This is a genomic window from Mycobacteroides salmoniphilum, from assembly GCF_004924335.1.
Taxonomy (GTDB): Bacteria; Actinomycetota; Actinomycetes; order Mycobacteriales; family Mycobacteriaceae; genus Mycobacterium; species Mycobacterium salmoniphilum.
Genome location: NZ_CP024633.1, coordinates 3,506,969 through 3,530,114 on the forward strand (window position 1 = coordinate 3,506,969; position 23,146 = coordinate 3,530,114).

Annotated in this window: 22 protein-coding genes and 1 riboswitch; of the genes, 10 read left to right on the forward strand and 12 right to left on the reverse strand. The window is 64.6% G+C overall.

The features are described from left to right. Nucleotides 1–5: 5 nt before the first annotated feature. Both trpS and DSM43276_RS17420 read right to left on the reverse strand, forming a co-directional pair. Complete coding sequence (gene trpS / locus DSM43276_RS17415; protein WP_078327672.1) at nucleotides 6–1,040, reverse strand: tryptophan--tRNA ligase; 1,035 nt, start codon at nucleotides 1,038–1,040, stop codon at nucleotides 6–8. A gap of 63 nt (nucleotides 1,041–1,103) precedes the next feature. Then, nucleotides 1,104–1,913: an exodeoxyribonuclease III gene (locus DSM43276_RS17420; protein ID WP_078327673.1), complete on the reverse strand. Its 810-nt coding sequence runs from the start codon at nucleotides 1,911–1,913 to the stop codon at nucleotides 1,104–1,106. 145 nt (nucleotides 1,914–2,058) lie between these two features. Here DSM43276_RS17420 and DSM43276_RS17425 point away from each other — a divergent pair, with 145 nt between their 5' ends. After that, the gene (locus DSM43276_RS17425; RefSeq protein ID WP_078327674.1) at nucleotides 2,059–2,937 is read left to right on the forward strand and encodes an alpha/beta fold hydrolase; all 879 of its coding nucleotides are present in this window, start codon (nucleotides 2,059–2,061) and stop codon (nucleotides 2,935–2,937) included. A gap of 75 nt (nucleotides 2,938–3,012) precedes the next feature. On the opposite strand, the gene DSM43276_RS17430 is transcribed toward DSM43276_RS17425, so the two are convergent. Continuing rightward, on the reverse strand, nucleotides 3,013–5,250 hold the full coding sequence (locus DSM43276_RS17430) for an NADP-dependent isocitrate dehydrogenase (RefSeq protein ID WP_078327675.1): 2,238 nt from the start codon (nucleotides 5,248–5,250) through the stop codon (nucleotides 3,013–3,015). Between the two features lie 203 nt (nucleotides 5,251–5,453). Then, nucleotides 5,454–5,590: riboswitch (SAM riboswitch) on the forward strand. A 142-nt stretch (nucleotides 5,591–5,732) separates the two neighbouring features. On the opposite strand from DSM43276_RS17430, the gene DSM43276_RS17435 reads away from it, so the two are divergent. The 4 genes from DSM43276_RS17435 (at nucleotide 5,733) to DSM43276_RS17450 (ending at nucleotide 9,746) form a co-directional block, all read left to right on the forward strand. Further along, entirely contained in the window at nucleotides 5,733–7,061 is a 1,329-nt protein-coding gene (locus DSM43276_RS17435; RefSeq protein WP_078327676.1) for a bifunctional o-acetylhomoserine/o-acetylserine sulfhydrylase, read from the forward strand. Continuing rightward, nucleotides 7,058–8,245, forward strand: a complete 1,188-nt coding sequence (gene metX / locus DSM43276_RS17440; RefSeq protein ID WP_109555840.1) for a homoserine O-acetyltransferase MetX — start codon at nucleotides 7,058–7,060, stop codon at nucleotides 8,243–8,245. The genes DSM43276_RS17435 and metX overlap by 4 nt, the downstream gene beginning before the upstream one ends. 20 nt (nucleotides 8,246–8,265) lie before the next feature. Beyond that, nucleotides 8,266–9,000, forward strand: a complete 735-nt coding sequence (locus DSM43276_RS17445) for a class I SAM-dependent methyltransferase (RefSeq protein ID WP_078297616.1) — start codon at nucleotides 8,266–8,268, stop codon at nucleotides 8,998–9,000. A 68-nt stretch (nucleotides 9,001–9,068) separates the two neighbouring features. Continuing rightward, nucleotides 9,069–9,746, forward strand: a complete 678-nt coding sequence (locus DSM43276_RS17450) for a hypothetical protein (protein ID WP_078327677.1) — start codon at nucleotides 9,069–9,071, stop codon at nucleotides 9,744–9,746. A 4-nt stretch (nucleotides 9,747–9,750) separates the two neighbouring features. On the opposite strand, the gene DSM43276_RS17455 is transcribed toward DSM43276_RS17450, so the two are convergent. From DSM43276_RS17455 to DSM43276_RS17465, 3 genes are read right to left on the reverse strand one after another with little or no spacing between them, the layout of a single operon-like run. Continuing rightward, entirely contained in the window at nucleotides 9,751–10,080 is a 330-nt protein-coding gene (locus DSM43276_RS17455) for a DUF3017 domain-containing protein (protein ID WP_078327678.1), read from the reverse strand. Then, entirely contained in the window at nucleotides 10,077–10,922 is an 846-nt protein-coding gene (locus DSM43276_RS17460; RefSeq protein ID WP_078327679.1) for a bifunctional methylenetetrahydrofolate dehydrogenase/methenyltetrahydrofolate cyclohydrolase, read from the reverse strand. The genes DSM43276_RS17455 and DSM43276_RS17460 overlap by 4 nt, the downstream gene beginning before the upstream one ends. Before the next feature lie 19 nt (nucleotides 10,923–10,941). Next, a complete protein-coding gene (locus DSM43276_RS17465; RefSeq protein WP_078327680.1) occupies nucleotides 10,942–11,592 on the reverse strand; it encodes a nitroreductase family protein in 651 nt (216 codons plus the stop codon). 89 nt (nucleotides 11,593–11,681) lie between these two features. Here DSM43276_RS17465 and DSM43276_RS17470 point away from each other — a divergent pair, with 89 nt between their 5' ends. Together DSM43276_RS17470 and DSM43276_RS17475 are read left to right on the forward strand one after the other, a co-directional pair. Beyond that, nucleotides 11,682–12,860 carry an NADH:flavin oxidoreductase gene (locus DSM43276_RS17470; protein WP_078327681.1) on the forward strand — a complete coding sequence of 393 codons (1,179 nt, stop codon included), beginning with the start codon at nucleotides 11,682–11,684 and terminating at the stop codon, nucleotides 12,858–12,860. A 160-nt stretch (nucleotides 12,861–13,020) separates the two neighbouring features. Next, a complete protein-coding gene (locus DSM43276_RS17475; protein ID WP_078327682.1) occupies nucleotides 13,021–15,582 on the forward strand; it encodes an ATP-binding cassette domain-containing protein in 2,562 nt (853 codons plus the stop codon). A gap of 5 nt (nucleotides 15,583–15,587) precedes the next feature. On the opposite strand, the gene DSM43276_RS17480 is transcribed toward DSM43276_RS17475, so the two are convergent. The 4 genes from DSM43276_RS17480 to DSM43276_RS17495 are packed head-to-tail and all read right to left on the reverse strand — an operon-like array spanning nucleotide 15,588 to nucleotide 17,968. Continuing rightward, complete coding sequence (locus DSM43276_RS17480) at nucleotides 15,588–16,142, reverse strand: pentapeptide repeat-containing protein (RefSeq protein WP_078327762.1); 555 nt, start codon at nucleotides 16,140–16,142, stop codon at nucleotides 15,588–15,590. A 26-nt stretch (nucleotides 16,143–16,168) separates the two neighbouring features. Further along, complete coding sequence (locus DSM43276_RS17485; RefSeq protein ID WP_078327763.1) at nucleotides 16,169–16,564, reverse strand: tautomerase family protein; 396 nt, start codon at nucleotides 16,562–16,564, stop codon at nucleotides 16,169–16,171. 53 nt (nucleotides 16,565–16,617) lie between these two features. Continuing rightward, on the reverse strand, nucleotides 16,618–16,968 hold the full coding sequence (locus DSM43276_RS17490) for a VOC family protein (protein ID WP_078327683.1): 351 nt from the start codon (nucleotides 16,966–16,968) through the stop codon (nucleotides 16,618–16,620). A 25-nt stretch (nucleotides 16,969–16,993) separates the two neighbouring features. Continuing rightward, entirely contained in the window at nucleotides 16,994–17,968 is a 975-nt protein-coding gene (locus tag DSM43276_RS17495) for an AraC family transcriptional regulator (RefSeq protein WP_234802924.1), read from the reverse strand. Between the two features lie 52 nt (nucleotides 17,969–18,020). Here DSM43276_RS17495 and DSM43276_RS17500 point away from each other — a divergent pair, with 52 nt between their 5' ends. Next, complete coding sequence (locus tag DSM43276_RS17500; RefSeq protein ID WP_078327684.1) at nucleotides 18,021–18,257, forward strand: hypothetical protein; 237 nt, start codon at nucleotides 18,021–18,023, stop codon at nucleotides 18,255–18,257. A 98-nt stretch (nucleotides 18,258–18,355) separates the two neighbouring features. Then, a complete protein-coding gene (locus DSM43276_RS17505; RefSeq protein WP_078327685.1) occupies nucleotides 18,356–18,742 on the forward strand; it encodes a hypothetical protein in 387 nt (128 codons plus the stop codon). Between the two features lie 91 nt (nucleotides 18,743–18,833). Here the strand turns inward: DSM43276_RS17505 and DSM43276_RS17510 are convergent, their stop codons facing one another. Beyond that, nucleotides 18,834–19,223, reverse strand: a complete 390-nt coding sequence (locus DSM43276_RS17510; protein WP_234802927.1) for a GNAT family N-acetyltransferase — start codon at nucleotides 19,221–19,223, stop codon at nucleotides 18,834–18,836. 135 nt (nucleotides 19,224–19,358) lie between these two features. On the opposite strand from DSM43276_RS17510, the gene DSM43276_RS17515 reads away from it, so the two are divergent. Beyond that, nucleotides 19,359–19,820: a tRNA (cytidine(34)-2'-O)-methyltransferase gene (locus DSM43276_RS17515; RefSeq protein ID WP_078327687.1), complete on the forward strand. Its 462-nt coding sequence runs from the start codon at nucleotides 19,359–19,361 to the stop codon at nucleotides 19,818–19,820. Here DSM43276_RS17515 and DSM43276_RS17520 read toward each other — a convergent pair. Continuing rightward, a complete protein-coding gene (locus DSM43276_RS17520) occupies nucleotides 19,817–23,098 on the reverse strand; it encodes an error-prone DNA polymerase (RefSeq protein WP_078327688.1) in 3,282 nt (1,093 codons plus the stop codon). The genes DSM43276_RS17515 and DSM43276_RS17520 overlap by 4 nt on opposite strands. Nucleotides 23,099–23,146: the final 48 nt, after the last annotated feature.

Below are 23,146 nucleotides of genomic sequence, written 5' to 3' on the forward strand. Positions count from 1 at the left end.
GTTCGCTACCTCGCGGGCCGGACAAACCCTATCCGGTCATAGACCTCAGTGAGCGTCTTCTCCGCCAGCTCCCGGGCGCGCGCCGCGCCTGCCGCCAAGATGTCGTCAAGCGCCGCGGTATCGGTGAGCAGCTCATTCGTCCGGTCACGCACCGGCGTGACGAACTCGACGAGCGCCTCGGCCGTGTCTTTTTTCAGATCGCCGTAACCGCGCCCGGCGTACCCGTCGACGAGCGTGTCGATATCGGCGCCGGTGAGTGCGGACTGGATGCTCAGCAGGTTCGAGACACCTGGCTTGGCCTCCCTGTCGAAACGGATCTCCCGGTCGCTGTCGGTCTGTGCCGACTTGATCTTCTTGGCCGACACCGCCGGATCGTCCAGCAGGTTGATCAACCCGGCGGGCGTCGAGGCCGACTTGCTCATCTTCACCGTCGGGTCTTGCAGATCGTAGATCCGCGCCGCGTTCTTTGGCACGAATGTCTCCGGCAGCACGAACGTCTCGCCGTAGCGGCCGTTGAACCGCTGCGCTACGTCACGCGTCAGTTCGAGGTGCTGACGCTGATCATCGCCCACCGGAACCACATTCGTTTGGTACAGCAGGATGTCGGCGGCCATCAACACCGGATAGGTGAACAGGCCGACGGTGGTGGCGTCATTGCCCTGCTTGGCGGACTTGTCCTTGAACTGCGTCATTCGCGACGCCTCGCCGTAGCCGGTCAAACATCCCAGCACCCAAGCCAATTCGGTGTGCGCCGGGACATGGCTTTGCACGAAGATGGCACTCTCCGCGGGGTCGACACCAAGCGCTACGTACTGGGCCACCACCCCGCGGGTACGCCGTCGCAGTTCTTCGGGATCCTGCGCCACCGTGATGGCGTGCAGGTCCACGACGCAGAAAAGCGCTTCGTACTCATGCTGCAACCGCACCCACTGCTGCACCGCGCCCAACACATTTCCGAGGTGCAGAGAATCGGCGGTGGGTTGGATTCCGGAGAACAGGCGTCCCCGGAAGGCGGCATCAGCAGTCCTGTCGGCAGTCATAGTGCATCCATCCTGGCATGACCGGTCAACGCGATTGTGGCAGCCGCTCTCCGCGCGAAGTGCTCAGCGGTACTCGACCGTCACCGGCGCGTGATCGGACCAGCGCAGTGCGTAGGCATCCGCGCGCTCGACCCGTGCCGAGTGCGCTCGCCGGCCAAGATCGGCAGTGGCGAGGTGATAGTCGATGCGCCAGCCGGCGTCATTGTCGAAGGCCTTACCCCGCCACGACCACCAGCTGTACGGTCCGTCGACATCGGGATGCAGCAGCCGGAAACTGTCGACCCATCCAGCCTCCAACAGCGCGGCAACCCAGGCCCGCTCCTGCGGCAGGAAGCCCGCCTTCTTCTGGTTTGCCTTCCACGCCTTGATGTCTCGCTCGGTGTGCCCGATGTTCCAATCGCCGCAGATCACCACGTCGCGCCCGCTGCCCGCCAGCGTCGCCATCCTGGTACCCACCGCCGCCATGAAGCGCTCTTTCTCCTCCTGGCGCGTGGTACCGGCTTCTCCGGTGGGCAGGTAGATGCTTGCCACCGTGAGATCGCCGATCTGGGCCTCCAGGTACCGGCCGGACTCGTCGAACTCGCCGCCGTCGGCGTCCAGCGTCGCCTTGGTGGAGACGGCCGGGACCCGGCTGAGGATGCCCACGCCGTTGCGTCCCTTCACGCTCGACGAGGCGTTCACCACGTGCCAGCCCGCGGCAAGCGCCGGGGCAAGCGCCTCGTGGAGCTGCTCGTCCTCCGCACGCACCTCCTGCAGACACACGATGTCGGCGGTCGTCTGCTCCAGCCAGGGCAGCAGCCCCCGGTTCTCCGCGGATCGCTCCTTGACTGCGGCACGAATGCCATTGACGTTGATGGTGGTGACGGTGATCATCGGTCGCCGACGATAGTCGAGTGGTGTGACAGTGATGAGCCGCCGGGGCGAAGAACAGCCAACAGTGATCGGCGCCACGGGGCACGGTAAGTTGACGCAACAGACAGTAATGTCAACGCAGACGTTGGCACACTAGGAGGACCCCATGCTGGAAGCCATTTTGTCGAAGTCGTCGAACAGGCGGGCACCCATCGAGATGGGCGAGGGCGAGCCGGTCCTCCTGCTGCATCCGTTCATGCTGTCGCAGTCCGTGTGGGAGACCGTGGCCGAGCAACTCGCCGATGCCGGGTATGAGGTGTTCGCACCCACCTATCCCGGACACAACGGCGGTGGACCGATGCCCCCGCTGCCTCCGTTGTCGCAGCGCTCGGTCGACGTCTACCTGGACCAGGTAGAAGCGATCATGGACGAGAAGGGCTGGGAGACAGCGCATCTGGTAGGTAACTCGTTGGGTGGCTGGATCGCCCTGGGTCTGGCACTGCGTGGCCGGGCCCGCAGCGTGACGGCGATCGCCCCCGCGGGCGGCTGGACCAAGTACTCGCCGCTGAAGGCGGAGATCGTGGTGAAGTTCGCGGCCATGCTCCCCTGGCTGGCGTTCTCCCGGCTGTTGGGCCGCCGCGCGGCAGGCCTGCCGTTCGTCAAATTCGCCACCGCTCGCACCCTGTGCGGAGAGACCGAGGCGCTGAGCCTTCCGGACTTCCACAGCATCTTCGAGGACATCACGCACTGCCCGGCCTACTTCGCGTCGCTGACGTCGATTCTGCCGGCGCCGGGTCTGCAGAACCTCAACACCATCTCGGTACCGGCCCAGCTGGTGCTGTGCGAGAAGGACGAAATCGTGCCCCCGGGTCGTTTCGGGAAGCTCATCTCCCAGGGCCTGCCCGCCGATGCACGACGGATCACGCTGGCCGGCATGGGCCACGTGCCCATGTTCGAGGCGCCCGGTCAGATCACCGAGGTCATCACCGACCTGATCGACCCGCTGGTTGCCGCCAAGCGCAGCGCGGCCTCCGACGTCGGCTAGGCGTGCCGCCGAGTGTGAACCTGTGGCGGAGTTTCGGATCATTCACCGCCCAGGTTTCACACTCGACGCCTAGAGCTACACCTCGACGGATGCCAGAGCGGCGTTGAAGGTCTGGCTCGGCCGCATCACCGCGTTGGTCTTCTCGGAATCCAGCTGGTAGTAACCACCGATATCGGCAGGGCTGCCCTGCACCGAGGCAAGTTCGGCCACGATCGCGTCCTCATTCTCGACCAGCCGCTTGGCCAGCGGCGCGAACAGCTCGGCCAGCTCCGCATCCTCGGTCTGCGCGGCGAGCTCAGACGCCCAGTACAGGGCCAGGTAAAACTGGCTGCCGCGGTTATCGAGCTCGCCGGCCTTACGCGACGGGCCCTTGTCGTTCTCCAGCAGCTTCCCGGTCGCGGCATCCAGCGTGGTGGCCAGGATCTTGGCCCGCGGGTTCCCGGTCTTGATACCCAGGTCCTCCAGGCTCACGGCCAGCGCGAGGAACTCGCCGAGCGAATCCCACCGCAGGTGGTTCTCCTCGACCAGCTGGCTGACGTGCTTGGGCGCCGAACCACCAGCACCGGTCTCGTACAACCCGCCACCGGCCATCAGCGGCACGATGGAGAGCATCTTGGCGCTGGTGCCCAGCTCCAGAATCGGGAACAGGTCGGTGAGGTAGTCGCGCAAGATGTTGCCGGTTGCCGAGACGGTGTCCAGCCCACGGATCACCCGCTCCATGGTGTACCGAATGGCCCATACCTGCGGCATGATCTGGATCTCGAGGCCCTCGGTGTCGTGATCCTTGAGGTAGGTCTTGACCTTCTTGCGCAGCTCGTTCTCGTGCGGACGCTCGGTGTCCAGCCAGAACACCACGGTCATACCGGATTCCCGCGCGCGAGTGACGGCCAGCTTCACCCAGTCCTGGATCGCGGCATCGGTGACGACCGGCATGCGCCAGATGTCTCCGGCCTCCACGTTCTGGCTCAGCAACACCTCGCCGGTGTCGATGTCGACGATGTCGGCGACACCGGCCTCCGTGATCTCGAACGTCTTGTCGTGACTGCCGTACTCCTCGGCCTTCTGCGCCATGAGACCGACGTTGGGCACGGTGCCCATGGTGGTCGGGTCGAACTGACCGTGGGTCTTGCAGAAGTTGATCATCTCCTGGTAGATCCGGGAGAAGGTCGACTCGGGGTTGACGGCCTTGGTGTCCTTGAGCTTGCCGTCTGCGCCGTACATCTTCCCGCCGGCCCGGATCATGGCGGGCATCGACGCGTCCACGATCACGTCGCTGGGCGAGTGGAAGTTCGAGATTCCCTTGGCCGAATCCACCATGGCCAGCTCGGGGCGGTGCTCGTGGCAGGCATGCAGGTCGCGGATGATCTCCTCATGCTGTGAAGCCGGCAGCGCCTCGATCTTGCTGTAGAGGTCGGACATGCCGTTGTTGACGTTCACGCCCAGCTCGTCGAACAGCTCCTGGTGCTTGGCGAAGGCCTCCTTGTAGAAGATCTTCACCGCGTGTCCGAAGACGATGGGGTGGCTGACCCGCATCATGGTGGCCTTGACGTGCAGAGAGAGCATCACGCCGGTCTTGTATGCATCCTCGATCTGCTCCTCGTAGAAGTCGCACAGCGCCTTCTTGCTCATGAACATGCTGTCGATGATGTCGCCCTCACCCAGCTTCACCTCGGCCTTGAGCACTGTGGCCTCGCCCGTGGCGGTCGTGAGCACCATCTTCACCTTGCGAGCACGATCCAGGGTCAGCGACTTCTCACCGTGGTAGAAGTCCCCTTCCTTCATGGTCGCCACGTGGGTGCGCGAAGCCTGCGACCACTGACCCATGCTGTGCGGGTGCTTGCGCGCGTACTCCTTCACCGCACGCGGCGCCCGACGGTCCGAGTTGCCTTCGCGCAGAACCGGGTTCACCGCGCTGCCGAGACACTTGGTGTACCGCGCCACGATGTCCTTCTCTTCGTCGCTCTTCGCGTCCCCGGGGTAGTCGGGCAGCTTGTAGCCCTTGCCCTGCAGTTCCTTGATGGCGGCCAAAAGCTGAGGCACCGACGCGCTGATGTTCGGCAGCTTGATGATGTTCGTCTCCGGCAACTGCGTCAGACGGCCCAGCTCGGCCAGATTGTCCGGAACCCGCTGGTCTTCGGGAAGGTAGTCGGCGAACTCGGAGAGGATGCGCGAGGCAACGGAGATATCGCTGGTTTGGACGTCGATACCGGCGGGTCCGGCGAAGGCCCGGATGATCGGCAAGAAGGAGTACGTCGCGAGCAGCGGCGCCTCGTCTGTCAGCGTGTAGATGATGGTCGGCTGCTGCGCACTCATGGTCGCTCCCGGCGTCGTTGGTCGGTCAGAATCTGAGGTAGTCCGCGGGTCGCGCGGATGCCCTATTCAGTATCACGTCGCCTCCGAGCCTAGGCGGGCGGACGGCATGTGATCACGCTCCCATCGCGACACCCAGACACCTTCGCGCGGCGCCCTGCATACCTGGTGGCAACCATTCGGTGCATTGAGATAGGCTTCTCAGTGGTCATGAGCACCAGCGTCAAGCCCCGGCTCGCTGGTCGGCAACCCTCCAACCGCGGTGGGGTGCCCCGGGTGATGACCAGGTTGAGTAGCCGACTGGGTTATGAAAGGACAGTCGGCCACACGGCAAGCGCGGGTCCGATGGCGGGCCCCGAGAAGACAGGTTGGCCCGATGAATTATTCGTCACCCGGGGGTGAATCCCTGCATTCCTGTTGTCGCTGTTGTCGCTGTCGCATGCCCTAAACCGCCAGCCCCGCACCGACCACCCAGGAGGTTCTCCATGACCGATATCGATCCCACCGCCCAGTGGGCATTTGAGACCAAGCAGATCCACGCGGGCCAGTCCCCCGATGCGGCAACCAACGCCCGCGCTCTGCCGATCTACCAGACCACGTCCTACGTCTTCAACGACACCGCACACGCGGCGGCGCTGTTCGGTCTGTCCGAAGAGGGCAACATCTACACGCGCATCGGCAACCCGACCCAGGATGTCGTGGAGCAGCGCATCGCCACCCTCGAAGGCGGAGTGGCGGCGCTACTGCTGGCTTCCGGGCAGGCGGCCGCGACGTTGGCCATCCTGAACATCGCGCAAGCCGGCGACAACATCGTGTCCAGCCCGCGCCTGTACGGCGGCACCTACAACCTGCTGCACTACACGTTGCCGCGCCTGGGCGTATCGACCACCTTCGTCGACGATCCCGACGATCTCGAGTCCTGGCGCCGCGCCATCACCCCGCAGACCAAGGCGCTCTTCGCCGAGTCGATCTCCAACCCGCAGAACGACATTCTCGATATTCCCGGCATTTCGGAGATCGCACACGCGGCAGGCATCCCCCTCATCGTCGACAACACCGTCGCCACTCCGTATTTGATTCAGCCGCTGGCGCACGGCGCCGACATCGTGGTGCACTCGGCTACCAAATACCTTGGTGGCCATGGCAATGCGATCGGCGGCGTGATCATCGACGGTGGCACCTTCGATTGGACGCAGGGACGCCACCCCGGATTCACCACGCCCGACCCCAGCTACCACGGCGTGGTGTTCGCCGACCTGGGTGCACCCGCTTACGCACTCAAGGCGCGCGTGCAGCTGCTGCGCGATCTGGGCCCCGCCATCTCGCCGTTCAACGCGTTCCTCATCGCTCAGGGACTGGAGACGTTGAGCCTGCGCGTGCAACGCCATGTAGAAAATGCGGAACGCGTCGCTCATCACCTCATCTCCCAGCCGGGGGTCACCCACGTCAACTACGCCGGGCTGCCTACCTCACCTTGGCACGAACGCGCAAAAGCGCTGGCCCCCAAGGGTGCCGGTGCCGTGCTCGCCTTCGAGCTGGACGGCGGAGCCGAGGCGGCGACGACCTTCATCGATGCGCTGACCTTACACAGCCAGGTCGCCAACATCGGTGACGTGCGATCTCTCGTGATCCACCCCGCGACGACGACGCACGCACAACTCTCGTCCGCCGAACAGGTGGCCTCCGGCGTGACGCCGGGACTGGTCCGTTTGTCGGTCGGCATCGAGGGCATCGACGACATCCTGGCCGATTTGGACACCGGATTCGCCGCGGTGCGGCGACTCAAACAGCCCGCGGCGGTGGCATCATCGTGACCTTAACCGACGATCTTCGCGCCAGCGGCTCCTCCGCCGACCAGCGACCTCCCTCGCCCCGCATCACCCTCCCCCAGGGTGATGAGATCGCCTATGCACCAATAGGTTCGATCACACTGGAGAGCGGCGCTGTGATCGACGACGTGACCGTCGCGGTACAGAGCTGGGGAAAGCTCTCACCGCGCCGCGATAACGTCGTCTTCGTCTGCCACGCGCTCACCGCCGACTCACACGTGGTCGGGGCCGCCGGTCCCGACCACATCACCGGCGGCTGGTGGGAAGGAATCATCGGGCCGGGTGCAGCGATCGACACCGACCAATGGTGTGCGGTCGCCACCAACGTACTGGGCGGCTGCCGAGGCACAACCGGCCCGACTTCCCTTGACGCAGAGGGAAAGCCCTGGGGCTCACGGTTCCCCGAGGTGTCGGTGCGCGATCAGGTGAATGCCGACATCGCCGCACTCGCACAATTCGGCATCACCGAGGTCGCCGCCGTCGTCGGCGGTTCGATGGGCGGTGCGCGCGCATTGGAATGGGCTGTCATGCGACCGGATTCGGTGCGCGCGGCGCTGGTGCTGGCGGTCGGTGCACGCGCCACCGGCGATCAGATCGGCACCCAGAACACGCAGATCGCCGCCATCCGGGCGGACCCGGACTGGCAGGGCGGCGACTACTACGGCAGCGGACGCGGCCCCGAAAAGGGGCTGAACCTCGCCCGTCGCATCGCACATCTGACCTACCGCGGCGAGGTCGAGCTGGACACCCGATTCGGCAACGATCCCCAGGTCGGCCCGGACGGGCCCGAAGATCCGTGGGCCGGTGGCCGATACGCGGTGCAGAGCTACCTCGAGCATCAGGGCAATAAGTTCGTTCGGCGCTTCGATGCCGGCAGCTACGCCATCCTGACCGAGGCACTCAACCGGCACGACGTCGGCCGGAGCCGTGGCGGTGTGGAGAAGGCGCTACGCGGCTGCCCTGTCCCCGTCGTCGTCGGCGGCATCACGTCCGACCGGCTATACCCGCTACGGCTGCAGGAGGAATTAGCGGACCTGCTGCCCGGTTGTACCGGCTTGCGGGTGGTCGAATCGGTGCACGGCCACGATGCGTTCCTCATCGAGTTCGACGCGGTGAGCGAGCTGGTGCGGGAAACACTCGCCCTGGCCAAGTCAACACAGGCTTCGTAAACAGAACCCGAGGAGCGCGAATGCCGGACGCACAAGCAGAGCCGTCGCTTTCGTTCGGTTCCCAGGCCGCGGCCTACGAGCGGGGGCGCCCCTCCTACCCGCCCGAGGCCATCGACTGGCTACTGCCGGCCGGAGCACACGACGTCCTGGATCTGGGTGCTGGCACCGGGAAGCTGACCACCCGCCTGGTGGAGCGCGGACTCAACGTGGTCGCGGTGGATCCGCTCGCCGAAATGCTTGAGGTGCTGAGTAACTCGCTCCCCGATACCCCAGCGCTACTGGGTTCCGCCGAGGAGATTCCGCTGCCGGACAACAGCGTGGATGCGGTACTGGTGGCGCAGGCCTGGCACTGGGTGGATCCCGAACGCGCCATTCCCGAGGTCGCTCGCGTGCTGCGCCCCGGCGGCCGGCTGGGGCTGGTGTGGAACACCCGCGATGAACGGCTGGGCTGGGTCGCCGATCTTGGCAAAATCATCGGCAGCGAGGACGATCCGTTCAACCACGCCGTCAGCCTGCCCGCACCGTTCACCGGGCAAGAGCGGCACCAGGTTGAGTGGACGAGTTACCTTACCCCACAAGCACTTCTGGACATGGTGGCCTCGCGCAGCTACTGCATCACCGCCCCCGAGGCCGCCCGGAAGAAGACACTGCAACAGGTCCGGGAGCTACTGGCCACCCACCCTGCGCTGGCACAGTCGACGGGCCTGGCACTGCCCTATGTCACCGTGAGCATCCGCGCGAACCTGAACCAATAGGAAGCTACCCCGGATCGGGTGCCCCAGTTCACAGAGACGAACCCGCTCGGTGCCGCTACGGTGTACCCGTGCGTACGGATCGCCGCCTGCTGGCAGCCCTCTTTGTCACCACCACACTGCTGATCCCGGCACTTGCCGGGTGTGGCTCCAACGGGTCGTCTTCTGATGCCAAGGATGAGTCCGCATCCACCACCAGTAGCACCCCCACCGAACGGCACACCCGCCAGTTCATCCCCGAGCTGGGTATCTACGTCACCGTCCCGAACGATTGGGTGGCCTTCTCCGACGGGGTGCACGACAACAAGGGACTGGTGACCTACCAGGTGCGGCCCAAGTGGGAGTCGTCGGAGTTCGCGCAGTACGTGCGCATCCGTAAGTTGGTGGCTTCCGACGAGAACACAGCTGCCCCCGAAGTGAAGGACTGGCTGGCATCGTCGAACGCCGACGCGGTGAGCGCCTTCGTCAAGACCCGCAAGTCAAAAGTCACTGCGGATAAACGAGATTCATGGGACGGCCCCAGCCTGCCCGGAGCCTCGGCCAGCCTGGAACTGGAGAAGCCCCCTGCCGCCGAGGGCAAGCCGCCGGTCGCCACTACGCCGAAGATCTACGTGGCGTTTGTCGGACAGGGCGATCAGCGTTGGCAGATCGCCACGAGCAATACCGGCAGCCCCAGCGGAGAGCCGTCCGAACAGTTCTTCGGCGAGCAGGCCGACTCCATCGCGCGCTCGGTACAGCTGCTCAAGTAGGCGCCTATCCGGTGCCCAGCGGGTCGATCGTCAGCGCCAGATAGACCATCACCGCCGCCACGGCGCCGAGGGCACCGACGTCAAAGGTCTTGCCGCGCACCGCCAAGAGCCCCGCGGTCTCGTCGGTAAGCACCAGCCGCAGCGCTGCGGCCACACTCACGGCGATTCCCACCACCAGCGCGCCGCGCCGCCAACGGTCGGCGACCACCAATCCCAGCGCCACCAGGAACACCGCAGACACCACCAGGATCGGCCACTGCTCACGGGCGAAGCGGCGGATGGCCTCCAGTGCCGTCGCGAGAAGACCACGCGACTCGGGTTGCAGGGCTGTCACGAACGTTCCGCCCGCTCGATCACGTTGGTGAGCAAGAAGGCTCGGGTCAACGGCCCGACTCCACCGGGATTGGGCGAAACGTATCCGGCGACGTTCCAGACGTCCGGCGCCACGTCACCGGTCAGCTTGTCGTCGACGCGACTCACGCCCACGTCCATCACCGCAGCGCCCGGCTTGATCATGTCGGCGGTCACCATATGCGGCACCCCCGCGGCGGCGATGACGATGTCGGCCTGCCGGGTCAACGCGGCCAGATCGCGAGTCCCGGTGTGGCATAGCGTGACCGTCGCATTTTCCGAACGCCGGGTGAGCAGCAGCCCGAGCGGACGGCCCACCGTGACGCCACGGCCGATCACCACAACATGCGCACCGTCGAGCGTGACGTCGTAGCGGCGCAGCAGGTACACGATTCCGCGCGGCGTGCAGGGCAGCGGTGCTTCCTTGCCCAGCACCAGCCGGCCCAGGTTCGTCGGATGCAGGCCATCGGCGTCCTTGTCGGGATCGATGCGCTCCAGCGCCTCGTTCTCGTCGAGGTGCTTGGGCAGCGGCAACTGCACGATGTATCCGGTGCAGTCCGGGTTGGCGTTCAGCTCGTCGATGGTCGCGCACAGCGTGGCCTGATCGATATCGGCCGGCAGGTCCCGGCGGATCGAGTTGATGCCCACCTTGGCGCAGTCGTTGTGCTTGCCGCGGACATAGGCCTGCGAGCCCGGGTCATCCCCGACGAGGATGGTGCCCAAGCCCGGTTTCTTGCCTGCCGCCGTCAGCGCCGCGGCGCGGGTGGCCAGCTCTACAAAGATTTCGTCGCGGGTGGCCTTGCCATCAAGTCGAGTCGCCGTCACACGCCCAGTATTCCAGCCGTCACCAGCTGTCCCAGTGCAGGACGTCCGAGAGCGGCTGACGCTTGGCCAGCCGGAAGTCGGTACCGACGGTGTAGGCGATCGGGAACAGGCCGCCCTGGGTGACCTTGTCGAACGGGATGCCCAGGATGTCGGCAGTGCGCTTCTCACCATCATCCATCAGGTGCAACGTCGTCCAGGCCGATCCCACACCGCGGTTACGCGCGGCGAGCATGAAGCTCCACACCGCGGGCAGCAGCGATCCCCAGGTGGACGCCGCCCCGACCACGGGCAGGTTGTCGAGGCGCCCCGAGATGCAGGGAATCAGGAACAGCGGTGACCGCTCGAAGTTCTCGGCGAGGTAGCCGGCCGAGTCCACCACCTTGTCGCGTCGCTCACCCCGGGTGTCGCCCTCGGCATACTCGGGGCCCTGACCGGTGGCGTACTTGTTCCAGCCCTCGCGGTAGATGTCGGCGATGGCCTTCTTCTTGTCGGCGTCCTCGACGATGACAAAGTGCCAGCCCTGATGGTTGGAGCCGGTCGGCGCCTGCATCGCGATGTTCAGACATTCCTCGATGACCGAACGTTCGACGGGCCTGTCGAAATCGAGGCGCTTGCGCACCGAACGGGTGGTGGTCAGAACTTCATCGGCGGACAGATTCAGGGAGGTCATCACACGAACGTACAACGCGTGGCCGAACCGAAAAGTAGGAGTGCGCCTCCAGAATTCGCCAGCCCCTTCCGCGGCGTAATCTCCGGAACGTGGCCACCGACGTTCGCAATATCCCCGACGTGCTGGCACCCGCGCGGCTTGGCCCCATCACGCTGCGCAATCGGACGATCAAGGCCGCCACATTCGAGGCCGCTTCCCCGGACGCACTGGTCACCGACGATCTCATCGAATATCACCGCAGGCCCGCACTGGGCGGTGTCGGCATGACCACAGTCGCCTACTGCGCCGTCGCCCCCGAAGGCCGCACCGAATACGGCCAAGTCTGGATGCGCGAGGACGCGCTGCCCGGGCTGCGGCGCCTCACCGACGCCATCCACGACACCGGCGCCGCCGTCTCGGCGCAGATCGGCCATGCCGGCCCGGTGGCCAACGCACGATCGAATGGGTCGCGCGCCCTCTCCCCGATCCGGTTCTTCAACCCATTGGGCATGAAGTTCGCCCGGCGGGCCAGCGCCTCCGATATCGAGGGTGTGGTTGCCGCGCATGCGAACGCGGCCCGCCTGGCCATCGAGGCCGGTTTCGATGCCGTCGAAATCCATTTGGGCCACGGATATTTCGTGAGCTCCTTCCTGAGCCCGCTGTTCAATCGGCGGGGGGACGAGTACGGCGGATCGCTGGCAAACCGCGCCAAGGTGGCGCGCGCGGTGGTGCACGCGGTGCGCAAGGCGGTCGGCAACCAGCTGGCCGTGACCGCGAAACTCACGATGACCGACGGCATCCGCGGGGGCATCCCCCTTGAGGAATCACTACAGACCGCACGATGGCTGCAGGAAGACGGCGGGCTCGATGCCCTCGAACTCACCGCGGGCAGCTCCCTGGTCAACCCCATGTACCTGTTCCGCGGCGAGGTGCCGATTCGCGAGCTCGCCAAGGGCTTCCCTAAACCCCTCGGGTGGGGCGTGCGCGTCACGGGAAAGAAGTTCTTCCGGTCCTACCCCTACCGCGACGCGTTCCTGCTCGATGACGCCCGCCAGTTCCGTGCCGAACTGGACATGCCACTGATTCTGTTGGGCGGTATCGCCGGCGGCGACACCATGGACCTGGCGATGGCGGAAGGCTTTGAGTTCGTGGCCATGGGCCGGGCGCTGCTGGCCGATCCGGATCTGGTGAATCGGGTGGCGGCCGACCGGGCCACTCATTCGCGGTGCACACACTGCAATCAGTGCATGGCCACGATTTTCAGCCGAACCCACTGCGTCCTCACCTGACGTTTGCCGCTGCACTCACGTCCGTAGATCCAGCGCCGCAGATGCGCCGGTTGCACGTTGCTAGAGACATTTGTCCGGACGCCGTTTCCTGGGCAGAGCCTGTGAACCACCCGGCGCGGGAAGGACGGTCCCACGCCGCGACCCGATACAGTCGGTGGCGATGACTGGTCGGGAAGCACCCACTCTCACCGTGGTATTCGATGGTGACGAACGAAAGTTCGCACCCGGGCACGACATTCATATCGGCCGCGATATCCACGCCGATGTACGCATCACGCACCCGTTGGTGTCGCGTATTCACCTGATAATCAGGTTTGTCGACGGCAAATGGATCGCCGAGGACCAACGCAGCCTCAACGGCATCTTCGTCAACGGTCGTCAGGTCGGTTGGGTCGAAGTGCGCGATGACACCGTGATCAACCTCGGCGACCCGGGTGGACCGCGGATGACGTTCGCCCTCGGCGGTCTCGGCAGCGAGACGCAGCTGGGGATCGCTCCCCCCACCATGCGCGGTCCTGCGTCGGGTCTGCAGCCGGCCTCCCATACCGGCACCCAGCAGCAGCACCACCCCACCGGCGGATACCCGTCCGGTCCGCAGACCTACGGGCAGCCAGGTCCGCAAACCTATGGCCAGCAGCACCCCTACGGTGCACCGCCGTCGGCGCCGCAGACCTACGGAACCTCGGGGCCCACTCGCCCGCGCCAGCAATACCCGTCGGCCCCCACGCCGATACCCGCCGAGCACTCCGGTGAGCCGGTAGAGCCGTTCGGCACCCGGGCGATGCGGGCGCTGGGCATCGGCGGCGGTGCGCCGAAACCATCACCCGGCGCCGTCACCGTCGGCCGTGCCCCCGACAACACCATCGTCGTCAACGACGTGCTGGCCTCACGGCACCACGCCCTGTTGCTTCCGACCGCCGGCGGACTGGAAATCCAGGACCTGCACACCATCAATGGCACCTTCGTCAACGGTGTCCAGGTCGAGCAGGCAACGGTGCGCGAGGGTGACACCGTCACCATCGGTAACGTCGACCTCGTCGTCCAAAACGGCACCCTCGTCAAACCGACGATGGCCACCCGCGTCGGCGGTCTTGAGGTTCAGGGCATCGACTTCACCGTCGAGGGCGGCAAGAAGCTGCTCGACAACATCAGCTTCTCGGCCGGGCCCGGCTCGCTCACCGCGGTCATCGGCCCTTCGGGTGCCGGCAAGTCCACCCTGGCCCGGCTGATCGTCGGCAACACCCAACCGTCGGCGGGCAAGGTGTCCTTCGAGGGCCACGGGGTGCACGCCGAATACGCCGTGATGCGCAACCGCATCGGCATGGTGCCGCAGGACGACGTGGTGCATCCGCAGCTGACCGTCAGCCAGGCACTGCATTACGCCGCCGAGCTGCGGCTACCGCCGGACACCAGCAAGGAAGACCGCGAACAGGTGGTGTCGCGGGTTCTCGAGGAACTCGAGATGACCAAGCACGCCGAGACCCGCGTCGACAAGCTCTCGGGTGGGCAGCGCAAGCGCGCTTCGGTGGCCATGGAGCTGCTGACCGGTCCGTCGCTGCTGATCCTGGACGAGCCCACCTCCGGTCTGGATCCGGCGCTGGACCGTCAGGTGATGAGCCTGATGCGCCAGCTCGCCGATGCCGGCCGCGTGGTCGTGGTGGTCACGCACTCGCTGACCTATCTGAGCTACTGCGACCAGGTGCTGCTGCTGGCACCCGGCGGCAAGACCGCCTACTGCGGACCTCCGCGCACCATCAACCAGGAGATGGGCACCACCGACTGGGCGGATATCTTCGCCAACGCCGCGGCCGATCCGGACGGTGTGCACCAGGCCTATCTGACGCGGCACCCCGCCGCGAACAAACCCGTCACCGCCCCGGTGACACCCGGCGACCTCGGAAAGCCACCCAAGACCAGTCTGCTGCGGCAGGTCTCCACGGTGGCGCGCCGTCAGGGACGGCTGATCCTGGCCGACCGCGGCTACTTCATCTTCCTGGCCCTGCTGCCGTTCGTCCTTGCCGGACTGGTGCTGTCGGTACCCGGCAGTGCCGGTTTCAACGTGGCCCTACCCGACAACCCGAACGAACCGGGACTACTACTGGCGCTGACCAACCTCGGTGCCAGCTTCCTGGGCCTGGCGCTGACCATCCGCGACTTGATCGGTGAACGGGTGATCTTCCGGCGTGAACAGGCGGTAGGCCTGTCGGCCACGGCGTATCTGCTGGCCAAGATCATCACCTACTGCGGTGCCGCCATCGTGCAGTCCGCGATCATGACGGCAGTCATCGTGATCGTCCGCGGTGGACCGACGCAGGGTGCGGTGCTGCTCGGAAACGCGAACTTCGAGCTGTGGGTCGCCGTTGCCGCGACCGCGTGCGCGGCCACGGTGCTGGGCCTGGTGTTGTCCTCGCTGGCCACCTCCGCCGAACAGGTGATGCCGATGCTGGTGATCGCCACCATGACGCAGATCGTCTTCAGCGGCGGCCTCATCCCGGTGACGGGACGTGCGGGGCTGGAACAGTTCTCCTTCCTGTTCCCGTCTCGCTGGGGATTCGCGGCAACGGCCTCGACCACCGACCTGCGCAAGCTGGTACCGGTGGGGCCGCAGGACGAGTTGTGGAATCACGATGCCGGAACATGGCTGTTCGACATGGGCATCCTGGCGCTACTGGCGCTGGTGATGGCGGGATTCGTGCGCTGGCGCATCCGCCTCAAGGGCTAGATTCGCTAGCCGCCGTGCACATCCAGTCCGTGCCCTGCGGCATACGCGACAGCCTGCGGCAGATCGACTTTCGCGGTGACCAGGCTTGCGGTGGTCCACAGCGTCGGGTCGATGCGGGCACCCCGCAGGTCGGCGCCGTCGAGCTTGAGGTTCTGCGTGCGGGCGCCGGTGAAGTCGGCGCCGTGCAGATTGGCCTTGCGCATATCGGTGCCCACCAGGTTGGCCTCCCGGAAGCGGCAGTCCGACAGATCCATCTCGCGCAGATCGAGCCCGCCGAGCGAGGACAGGGTGAAATCGGTCTCGATGAACTTCGACGGACGCACCCGGCAGTCGGTGAGGGTGGAGCCCAGCAGGCTGCACTGGCGGAACTCCGAATGCCATAGGGAGGTGCGGCGGAAGGTGCAGTTACGGAAGGCCGTGCCGATATGCAGCGACTCGGTGAGATTGGCTCCGCTGAAATCGCATTCGGTAAAGACCACACGCTCGGTGCGCAGTTCGCGAAAGTCTTCGTCGTAGAAGGTCTCCGCGGTGATCTCACGGTCAACCCAGTGCTCGGCCATGACTGACATCATGCCCGGAGGGTCCGTCAGACGTTCACATCGAAACCCAGGTCGATATCGCAGGCGGCCTGACCGCCACGGATTCCCCAGTTCTCTGTCACGCTCTCGCGCAGCACAATGGTGACGTGATCCGGCGGTATGCCCAGTAAGGAAAGCTGTTTCACAATCTTGGCATAGAGGTTTCGTTTCGCTCCTATCGATCGGCCCGCGAAGCAGTCGATGGAGACGAAGGTGTACAGCTCTGGCCGGGCCAGATTTGGCGCGTGCGAAAACCTATGGGGTTCATGCACAACAAGGCGCACATGCTTGTCCTCTTCCGGTATCTGAAAGGCAGTGACGAGCGCACCGTGAACCGCATCGATGATCGCCACCTCTTCGGCCTCGGTGTAGACCCGGCGGACCTCGACCACTGAACTGGGCATGCCGTGGATCATCACACGAAGGGGCTACACAGCCAACGAATTTATCGTCCGGATCATGCGGTGCGGTGGGCGGGCTGATGCAGGCCGAACCGTACGCCCTGGTCGTCCCTGCAGAATGCGAACCTGCCGAAATCAGGCTCCTCGGGTCCGGGGTCTTCGGCTTCACCACCGAGTTCGCGGACGGATGAGACTGCGGCCTCAATATCCGGGACCCCGAAAAATACGTCGATCCGGCGGTCTTCGTCATCGTTGTGCAACCCGCCTCGCACGCCTCCCGTTTCAAGCCACGCCTGCCCAGTCTCACCCATTGCGTGCGGCGTCCAGCCGAAGAGCCGCTGGTAGAACTTCTGAGCGCGTACCGCATCGGGCACACCGATCTCGAAGTACGTCGGTTCACCAGTCATCGTGGGGGTTCCTCCTCGATTGGATTTATCTGATGGAGCCGACGCTAAGCCCGCAATCTGCCCCCGTCTTGTACAAATGTTCACCGGCCACGGGGATCCCACATCCCAGCAGGTCGTCGTACCGTAATCCGGCCCATTCCCTCGGCGAACACCCAGCGAGCATCCGAAAGTCTCTGTTGAAATGCGCCTGGTCGAAATAACCGCAAGCCAATGCGATCGAGGAGAGCGATCGATGGCCCGGTGCGGCCGACAACGTCATTGCACGCCGGAAACGAAGCACCCGAGCGGCCGCCTTGGGCGTCAGGCCGACTTGACTGCGGAAACGTTTCGCCAATCGAGCACGACTCCAACCGATCTCGGCCAGTATCTCCCCGATGATCACGGTTCCACCGGTGCGATTTAGCCAATGCCAGGCGAATTCGACCTCGGCGTCAGGCTCGGGTCCATCGGCTGCGGCGCGCATGAACATCGAATCCAGCAGATCGAATCGGCGTGCCCAATCAGGCTCAGCAGCAAGGCGTTCAGGTAAATGCCGGCCGCACTGCCCGAACAGGTCTTCAAGACTCACCACGCGATTGCTCACTTCGTCCATCGCCACGCCGGACATTCGATACAGTCCGAGCGGCGCCAGCCGCACCTCAACGCAGTGCTGCGCATCCGAATGCAAGGTGGAGGTCGGCCCCTGGCTCACGCCCGCACCGAATGATTGCCACATCCGCGGTGTCGCATGATCCGCAACATCGGCTACGAGCAGTGGGGCATCGAGTTCGACGATGAGCACCGGCTCGACACTGGCAACCTCGCTACGGCCGACGGGCCGGGAGGACCACTCGCGAAGTTCGGTATATCCGTGCGCGATACCGGAGAGCGCGGCATCGGCGGATGATGTCACTGCCTGCCAGGCAGCCTCGGCTGTGGTCCCGCGTTCGTACCTTGCCGGGCCGCGCATGGTTCCATCGTGCACCCCACCGGACAGATGCGGGAATCGGGGTATGGTCACCCTCTGTTCGCCATCCCGATCGGCAGAAACCCGGAGGATGAACACATAGAAAATGAGAGCGCCAGATCCAGCCGTCTACGTGGCATTGATGGCAGCGGTGAGCGGCGGCATCTGCATACTTGCTGAGCCGCGCGAAAGCACCGTCCAGAAGTGGCTTTACTGGGCCGTCGCCCCTCTGGTCGCCGTTGTTTGTATCTCACTGGCCCTCAAGAGCGTGCTTGCCGGTTTGGGGATCGGCGCCTTTGTGGTCTTGTTTCTCGCCCTGACGCACCTCCGATACAAGCTCTAGCACCCGACAGGTGGAGTACCGATCTTCGACATTGAACGAAGACTCCGAGGCTCTTCGGCGTACAGTGCGCTCATTGGGTAGGAATTGGGGAGGGAACCATGAGAGCTGTCCTGATTGTGCTGGCCACGCTAATAAGCTGCGCCCCAGTCAGTTATGCCGACCCCATCAAATTCTTCAACAACACCGACCTCGGTACGTGGCTGGCATCAAACGGATTCAACTGCGTGCCCGCACTCGATTTTCTGCTGTGCTCTTACCAAGAACGGGCACATTCATGGCAATTTCAGGTAGTCAATGGCGATACCACCGCCAAGCGAAAGGCAAGCTGTGACGCGGGAACTGCGTTGAGCCAAAGCCACCTACAAGGCGACACATGGGCCCTCTTCTCCGGGAAGGGAGATGCGGCCTTATCCGGGATGCTCGAAACGATGAGTACGAAGGGCTTGACGGACGGGAAGATCGTTACTTCATGCCCCTACAACTAGGCTGAACTATGTTCAGAGTTCTGTTTCATGAGCCGACAACCGCCTTCTGCTGAACACGCCACGACTCCTTATCGCTCCGGGCGATTCTGAACTACTGGATGGCTAGCGTCATGAAGATGCTGTGCGGATCTTCGACATAATTACCGAAGGGGCCACACGCAACAAACCCGTGTTTACGGTAGAACTCCCGCGCGGGGGCGAAGAAGCCCATACTCCCGGTCTCCAACGAAATCCTATACACACCACGATGTTTCGCGTCATCGAGGGCATGTGCGAGGAGCATCGAGGCGACACCCAAACCTCGGTGCCGCGGATCAGTGCGCATGCTCTTGAGTTCTTCATGACATGCCGAGATCCGCACCAGTGCAACAGTTCCGACGAGATTTTGTCCGTCGGAAGCGACCCACATTCTGATTCCGGGTTTCTGGAGACCTACAGCGTCTAGGGCATGCCGACTCCCCGGAGGCGCTGTCGGCGCCATATCGTCGAGGTGAGCCTGCAAGAACGCCAGTAGCGTGGCGTTCTTGAAATCTGCCGCAGTGACTAAAAACGCCACAACCTGCTCTCCATCACTTCCGCCGATGAGACTTCATCGCCTCTAAACCATAATGGTTGGGTGTTCCGCATCCTCTTCCATGAGCCCCGTATCGCCCCGAATACCGGCAATGCGATCCGGATGGTGGCGGGCACCGGATGCGAGCTGCATCTGGTGCAGCCGCTGTTCGATCTGTCGGAGGCCAAGGTGCGGCGGGCCGGCCTGGACTATCACGACATGGCGTCGGTGACGGTCCACGAGAGTCTTTCCGCCGCTTGGAAATCACTGCAGCCGCAACGGGTGTACGCCTTCACCGCCCACGCGAGTGTCACGTATACCGATATCGCCTATCAGGCGGGCGATGTGCTGCTGTTCGGCCCCGAACCCACCGGACTGGATCCCGAGGTACTGGCCGATCCACACATCACTGAGAAAGTACGCATCCCGCTGCTCCCCGGCCGCAGATCGCTCAACCTGTCCAATGCCGCGGCCATCGCCGCATACGAGGCCTGGCGCCAACACGGGTTCGAGGGCAGCGTCTAACGAAAATCCCGCGAGGTGGACCTGACACGCAGGTCCAGCGGTCGCAGCTGATCGGCCACCACGGTGATGGCGCCGCTGGCATTTTGCACCTGGCCACGAATGATCAACGCCTGGGCGGTCACCGCCAGCTTGCGGTACCTCGCCCACAGGCCCACCGAGCACACCACGTTCACCATGCCCGTCTCGTCCTCAAGATTGATGAACGTCACCCCGCCCGCGGTAGCGGGCCGTTGACGATGTGTGACGGCTCCCGCCACCAACACCCGCGCCCCGTCCGGAACATCAAAAAGTCCCTTGGCCGGAACGACACCCAGCTCATCAAGCTGTTCCCGCAGGAACTGGGTGGGATATGCATCGGGGGTGACTCCGGTGGCCCACACATCAGCGGCGGCGCGGGTCACCTCCCCCATCGGCGGTAGCTCCGGAATCCGGGAAGACACCCCGACTCCGGGCAACCGGTCGGGCCGCTGCGCGGCGGCCGCACCCGCGACCCACAGCGCCTCGCGCCGGGACATACCGAAGCAACTCAGCACGCCCCCCGTGGCCAGGGCCTCGACCTGCGCCGTGGTCAGCTGGATGCGACTGGTCAGATCGAGCAGAGAAGCGAACGCGCCGTGCGCTTTTCGCTCCTGGACAATCGCCTGAGCTAAGTCGTCTCCAATGTGACGGACGGCACCCAGGCCCATCCGGACCTCCAGGCCCGCATTCTCCAACGTCGCATACGACAGGCTGGCATTGACATCGGGGCCGTGCACGGTGACACCGTGACGACGGGCATCGGCCACCAAGGACTGCGGCGAATAAAAACCCATGGGCTGCGCGCGTAGCAGCGCCGCGCAGAACGCGGCCGGATGATGCAGCTTGAACCACGACGAATAGAACACCAATGAGGCAAAACTCTGTGCGTGACTTTCCGGGAAACCGAAATTGGCAAAGGCATAAAGCTTTTCGTAGATCCGGTCGGCGTCACTGCCGGTGATTCCATGTAAGCGCGCCATGCCTTCGTAGAACCTGGCGCGCAGCCGTTCCATCCGCTCGGGCGAGCGCTTGGAGCCCATCGCCCGGCGCAGCTGATCGGATTCGGCGGGGCTGAACCCGGCCACATCGACCGCCAGCTGCATCAATTGTTCCTGGAACAGCGGCACCCCAAGGGTCTTGTCCAACGCGGCCGCCATAGAGGGATGGTCGTGCTTCCAATCTTTGTCAATACCGTTGTACCGCCGAATATATGGGTGTACCGAGCCGCCCTGGATGGGGCCGGGCCGGATAAGCGCCACCTCGACCACCAAGTCATAGAAACACTTGGGCTTCAGTCGGGGCAGCGTCGCCATCTGCGCGCGCGACTCCACCTGAAACACCCCCACCGAATCGGCCCGGGCCAGCATCTCGTAGACCGCCTGCTCTTTTAGATCTATATGAGCGAGGTCAACCTTGATTCCCTTATGTTCCGCCACCAGATCGATGCAATAGTGCAGCGCCGAGAGCATGCCCAGGCCCAGCAGGTCGAACTTCACCAAACCCACTGCCGCGCAATCATCTTTGTCCCACTGCAGCACGCTGCGGTTCTCCATACGCGCCCATTCGACGGGCACCACATCCGCCAGCGGACGATCACAGATGACCATGCCACCCGAATGGATGCCCATATGCCGGGGAAAATTCTTGATCTGCCCCGCCAGGTTGCTCACCCGTGCCGGGATGCCGTCGACTTCCGCAGCATCGGCCAACCCGCCCCAGTGCCCGAGCTGCTTGCTCCACGCATCCTGTTGCCCCTGCGAAAATCCGAGAGCTTTAGCCATGTCCCGCACAGCCATTCGACCGCGATAGGTGATGACATTGGCCACCTGGGCCGCGTACTCACGGCCGTACTTGTTGTAGACGTACTGGATGGCTTGTTCCCGCTCGTCCGATTCAATATCGACGTCGATATCCGGCGGCCCATCACGGGCCGGTGACAGGAACCGTTCGAAGAGCAGGCCGTTGGCCACCGGGTCGACATTGGTGACCCCGAGTGCGTAGCAGACTGCCGAGTTGGCGGCGGAACCACGGCCCTGACACAGGATGTCCCTGCGACGGCAGAACTGGGTGATGTCATGCACCACCAGGAAGTAGCCCGGAAAATTCAGCTGGGCAATGACATCCAGCTCACGCTCGATTTGGGCATAGGCCTTCTCCGCACCCGCCCTGGGACCATATCGCCGTGCGGCACCATCGAGAGTCAGGTGCCGCAACCAGCTGTTCTCGGTGTGGCCGGACGGGACGTCGAACGGCGGCAACTGTGGAGCAATGAGCCGCAGATCGAAGGCGCACGACTCCCCCAACTCGGCAGCCGCCGTCACCACCTCCGGACAGTGGGAAAACAGCCGCGCCATCTCGTCTCCGGAACGCAAATGTGCCCCGCCCACCGGATCCAGCCATCCCGCCGCATCATCAAGGCTCTTACGCGCCCGCACCGCCGCCATCGCCATCGCCAGCCGTCCATTGTCCGGCCTCGCGAAATGTGCTGCCGTGGTAGCTATTACACCCACACCAAATCTCGGGGCGAGCGCGGCGAGCATCGCATTGCGGTCATCCTCATCCGGATGCCCATGCCTGCTGAGCTCGATGCTGACACGGCCGGCACCGAACCGGTCGACCAAATCGGCCAGCGCCGCCCCGGCCGCATCGGGGCCGCCACCGGCAAGCGCCCGCCGCACATGGCCCTTACGGCAGCCGGTCAGGATGTGCCAGTGCCCTTCGGCTGCCTCGGTAAGGGCATCAAGGTCGTAGCGCGGCTGACCCTTTCGATCTTTGGGTGTTCCCCCCGACAAGTGCGCGGTGGCCATCTGCCGCGACAACCTCCGGTACCCCTCCTGTCCACGAGCCAGCACCAGGAGGTGTATCGAGTCTTCCGTATTGCCCTGCCCACCAAGGGATAGTTCCGCACCAAACACGGTAGGCAGGCCGAGCTCCTTGGCGGCTTCCGCGAAACGCACAACCCCGTAGAAGCCGTCGTGGTCGGTGATGGCCAGCGCTTTGAGATCAAGGCGCGACGCCTCCTGCGCCATCTCCTCCGGCAGGCTGGCGCCGTCGAGAAAGCTGAACGCCGAATGTGCGTGCAGCTCTGCGTAGGGCACCGCCGACCGTCCGCGCTCGCGGGTGGGCGGCTCATAGGGTGGGCGCTTTCGGCTCCACGCCGGACCATCCCCGCCATCCCCCGGAGGCGCGTAACGATTAGGGCGCCCATCAAGCACCCGCTCCATTTCCGCCCAGCTCGGAGGACCTTGTGACCAGCCCATTGCACCAGTTTATCGAACATATGTTCGCATGTATATCCGGGGCTGTCC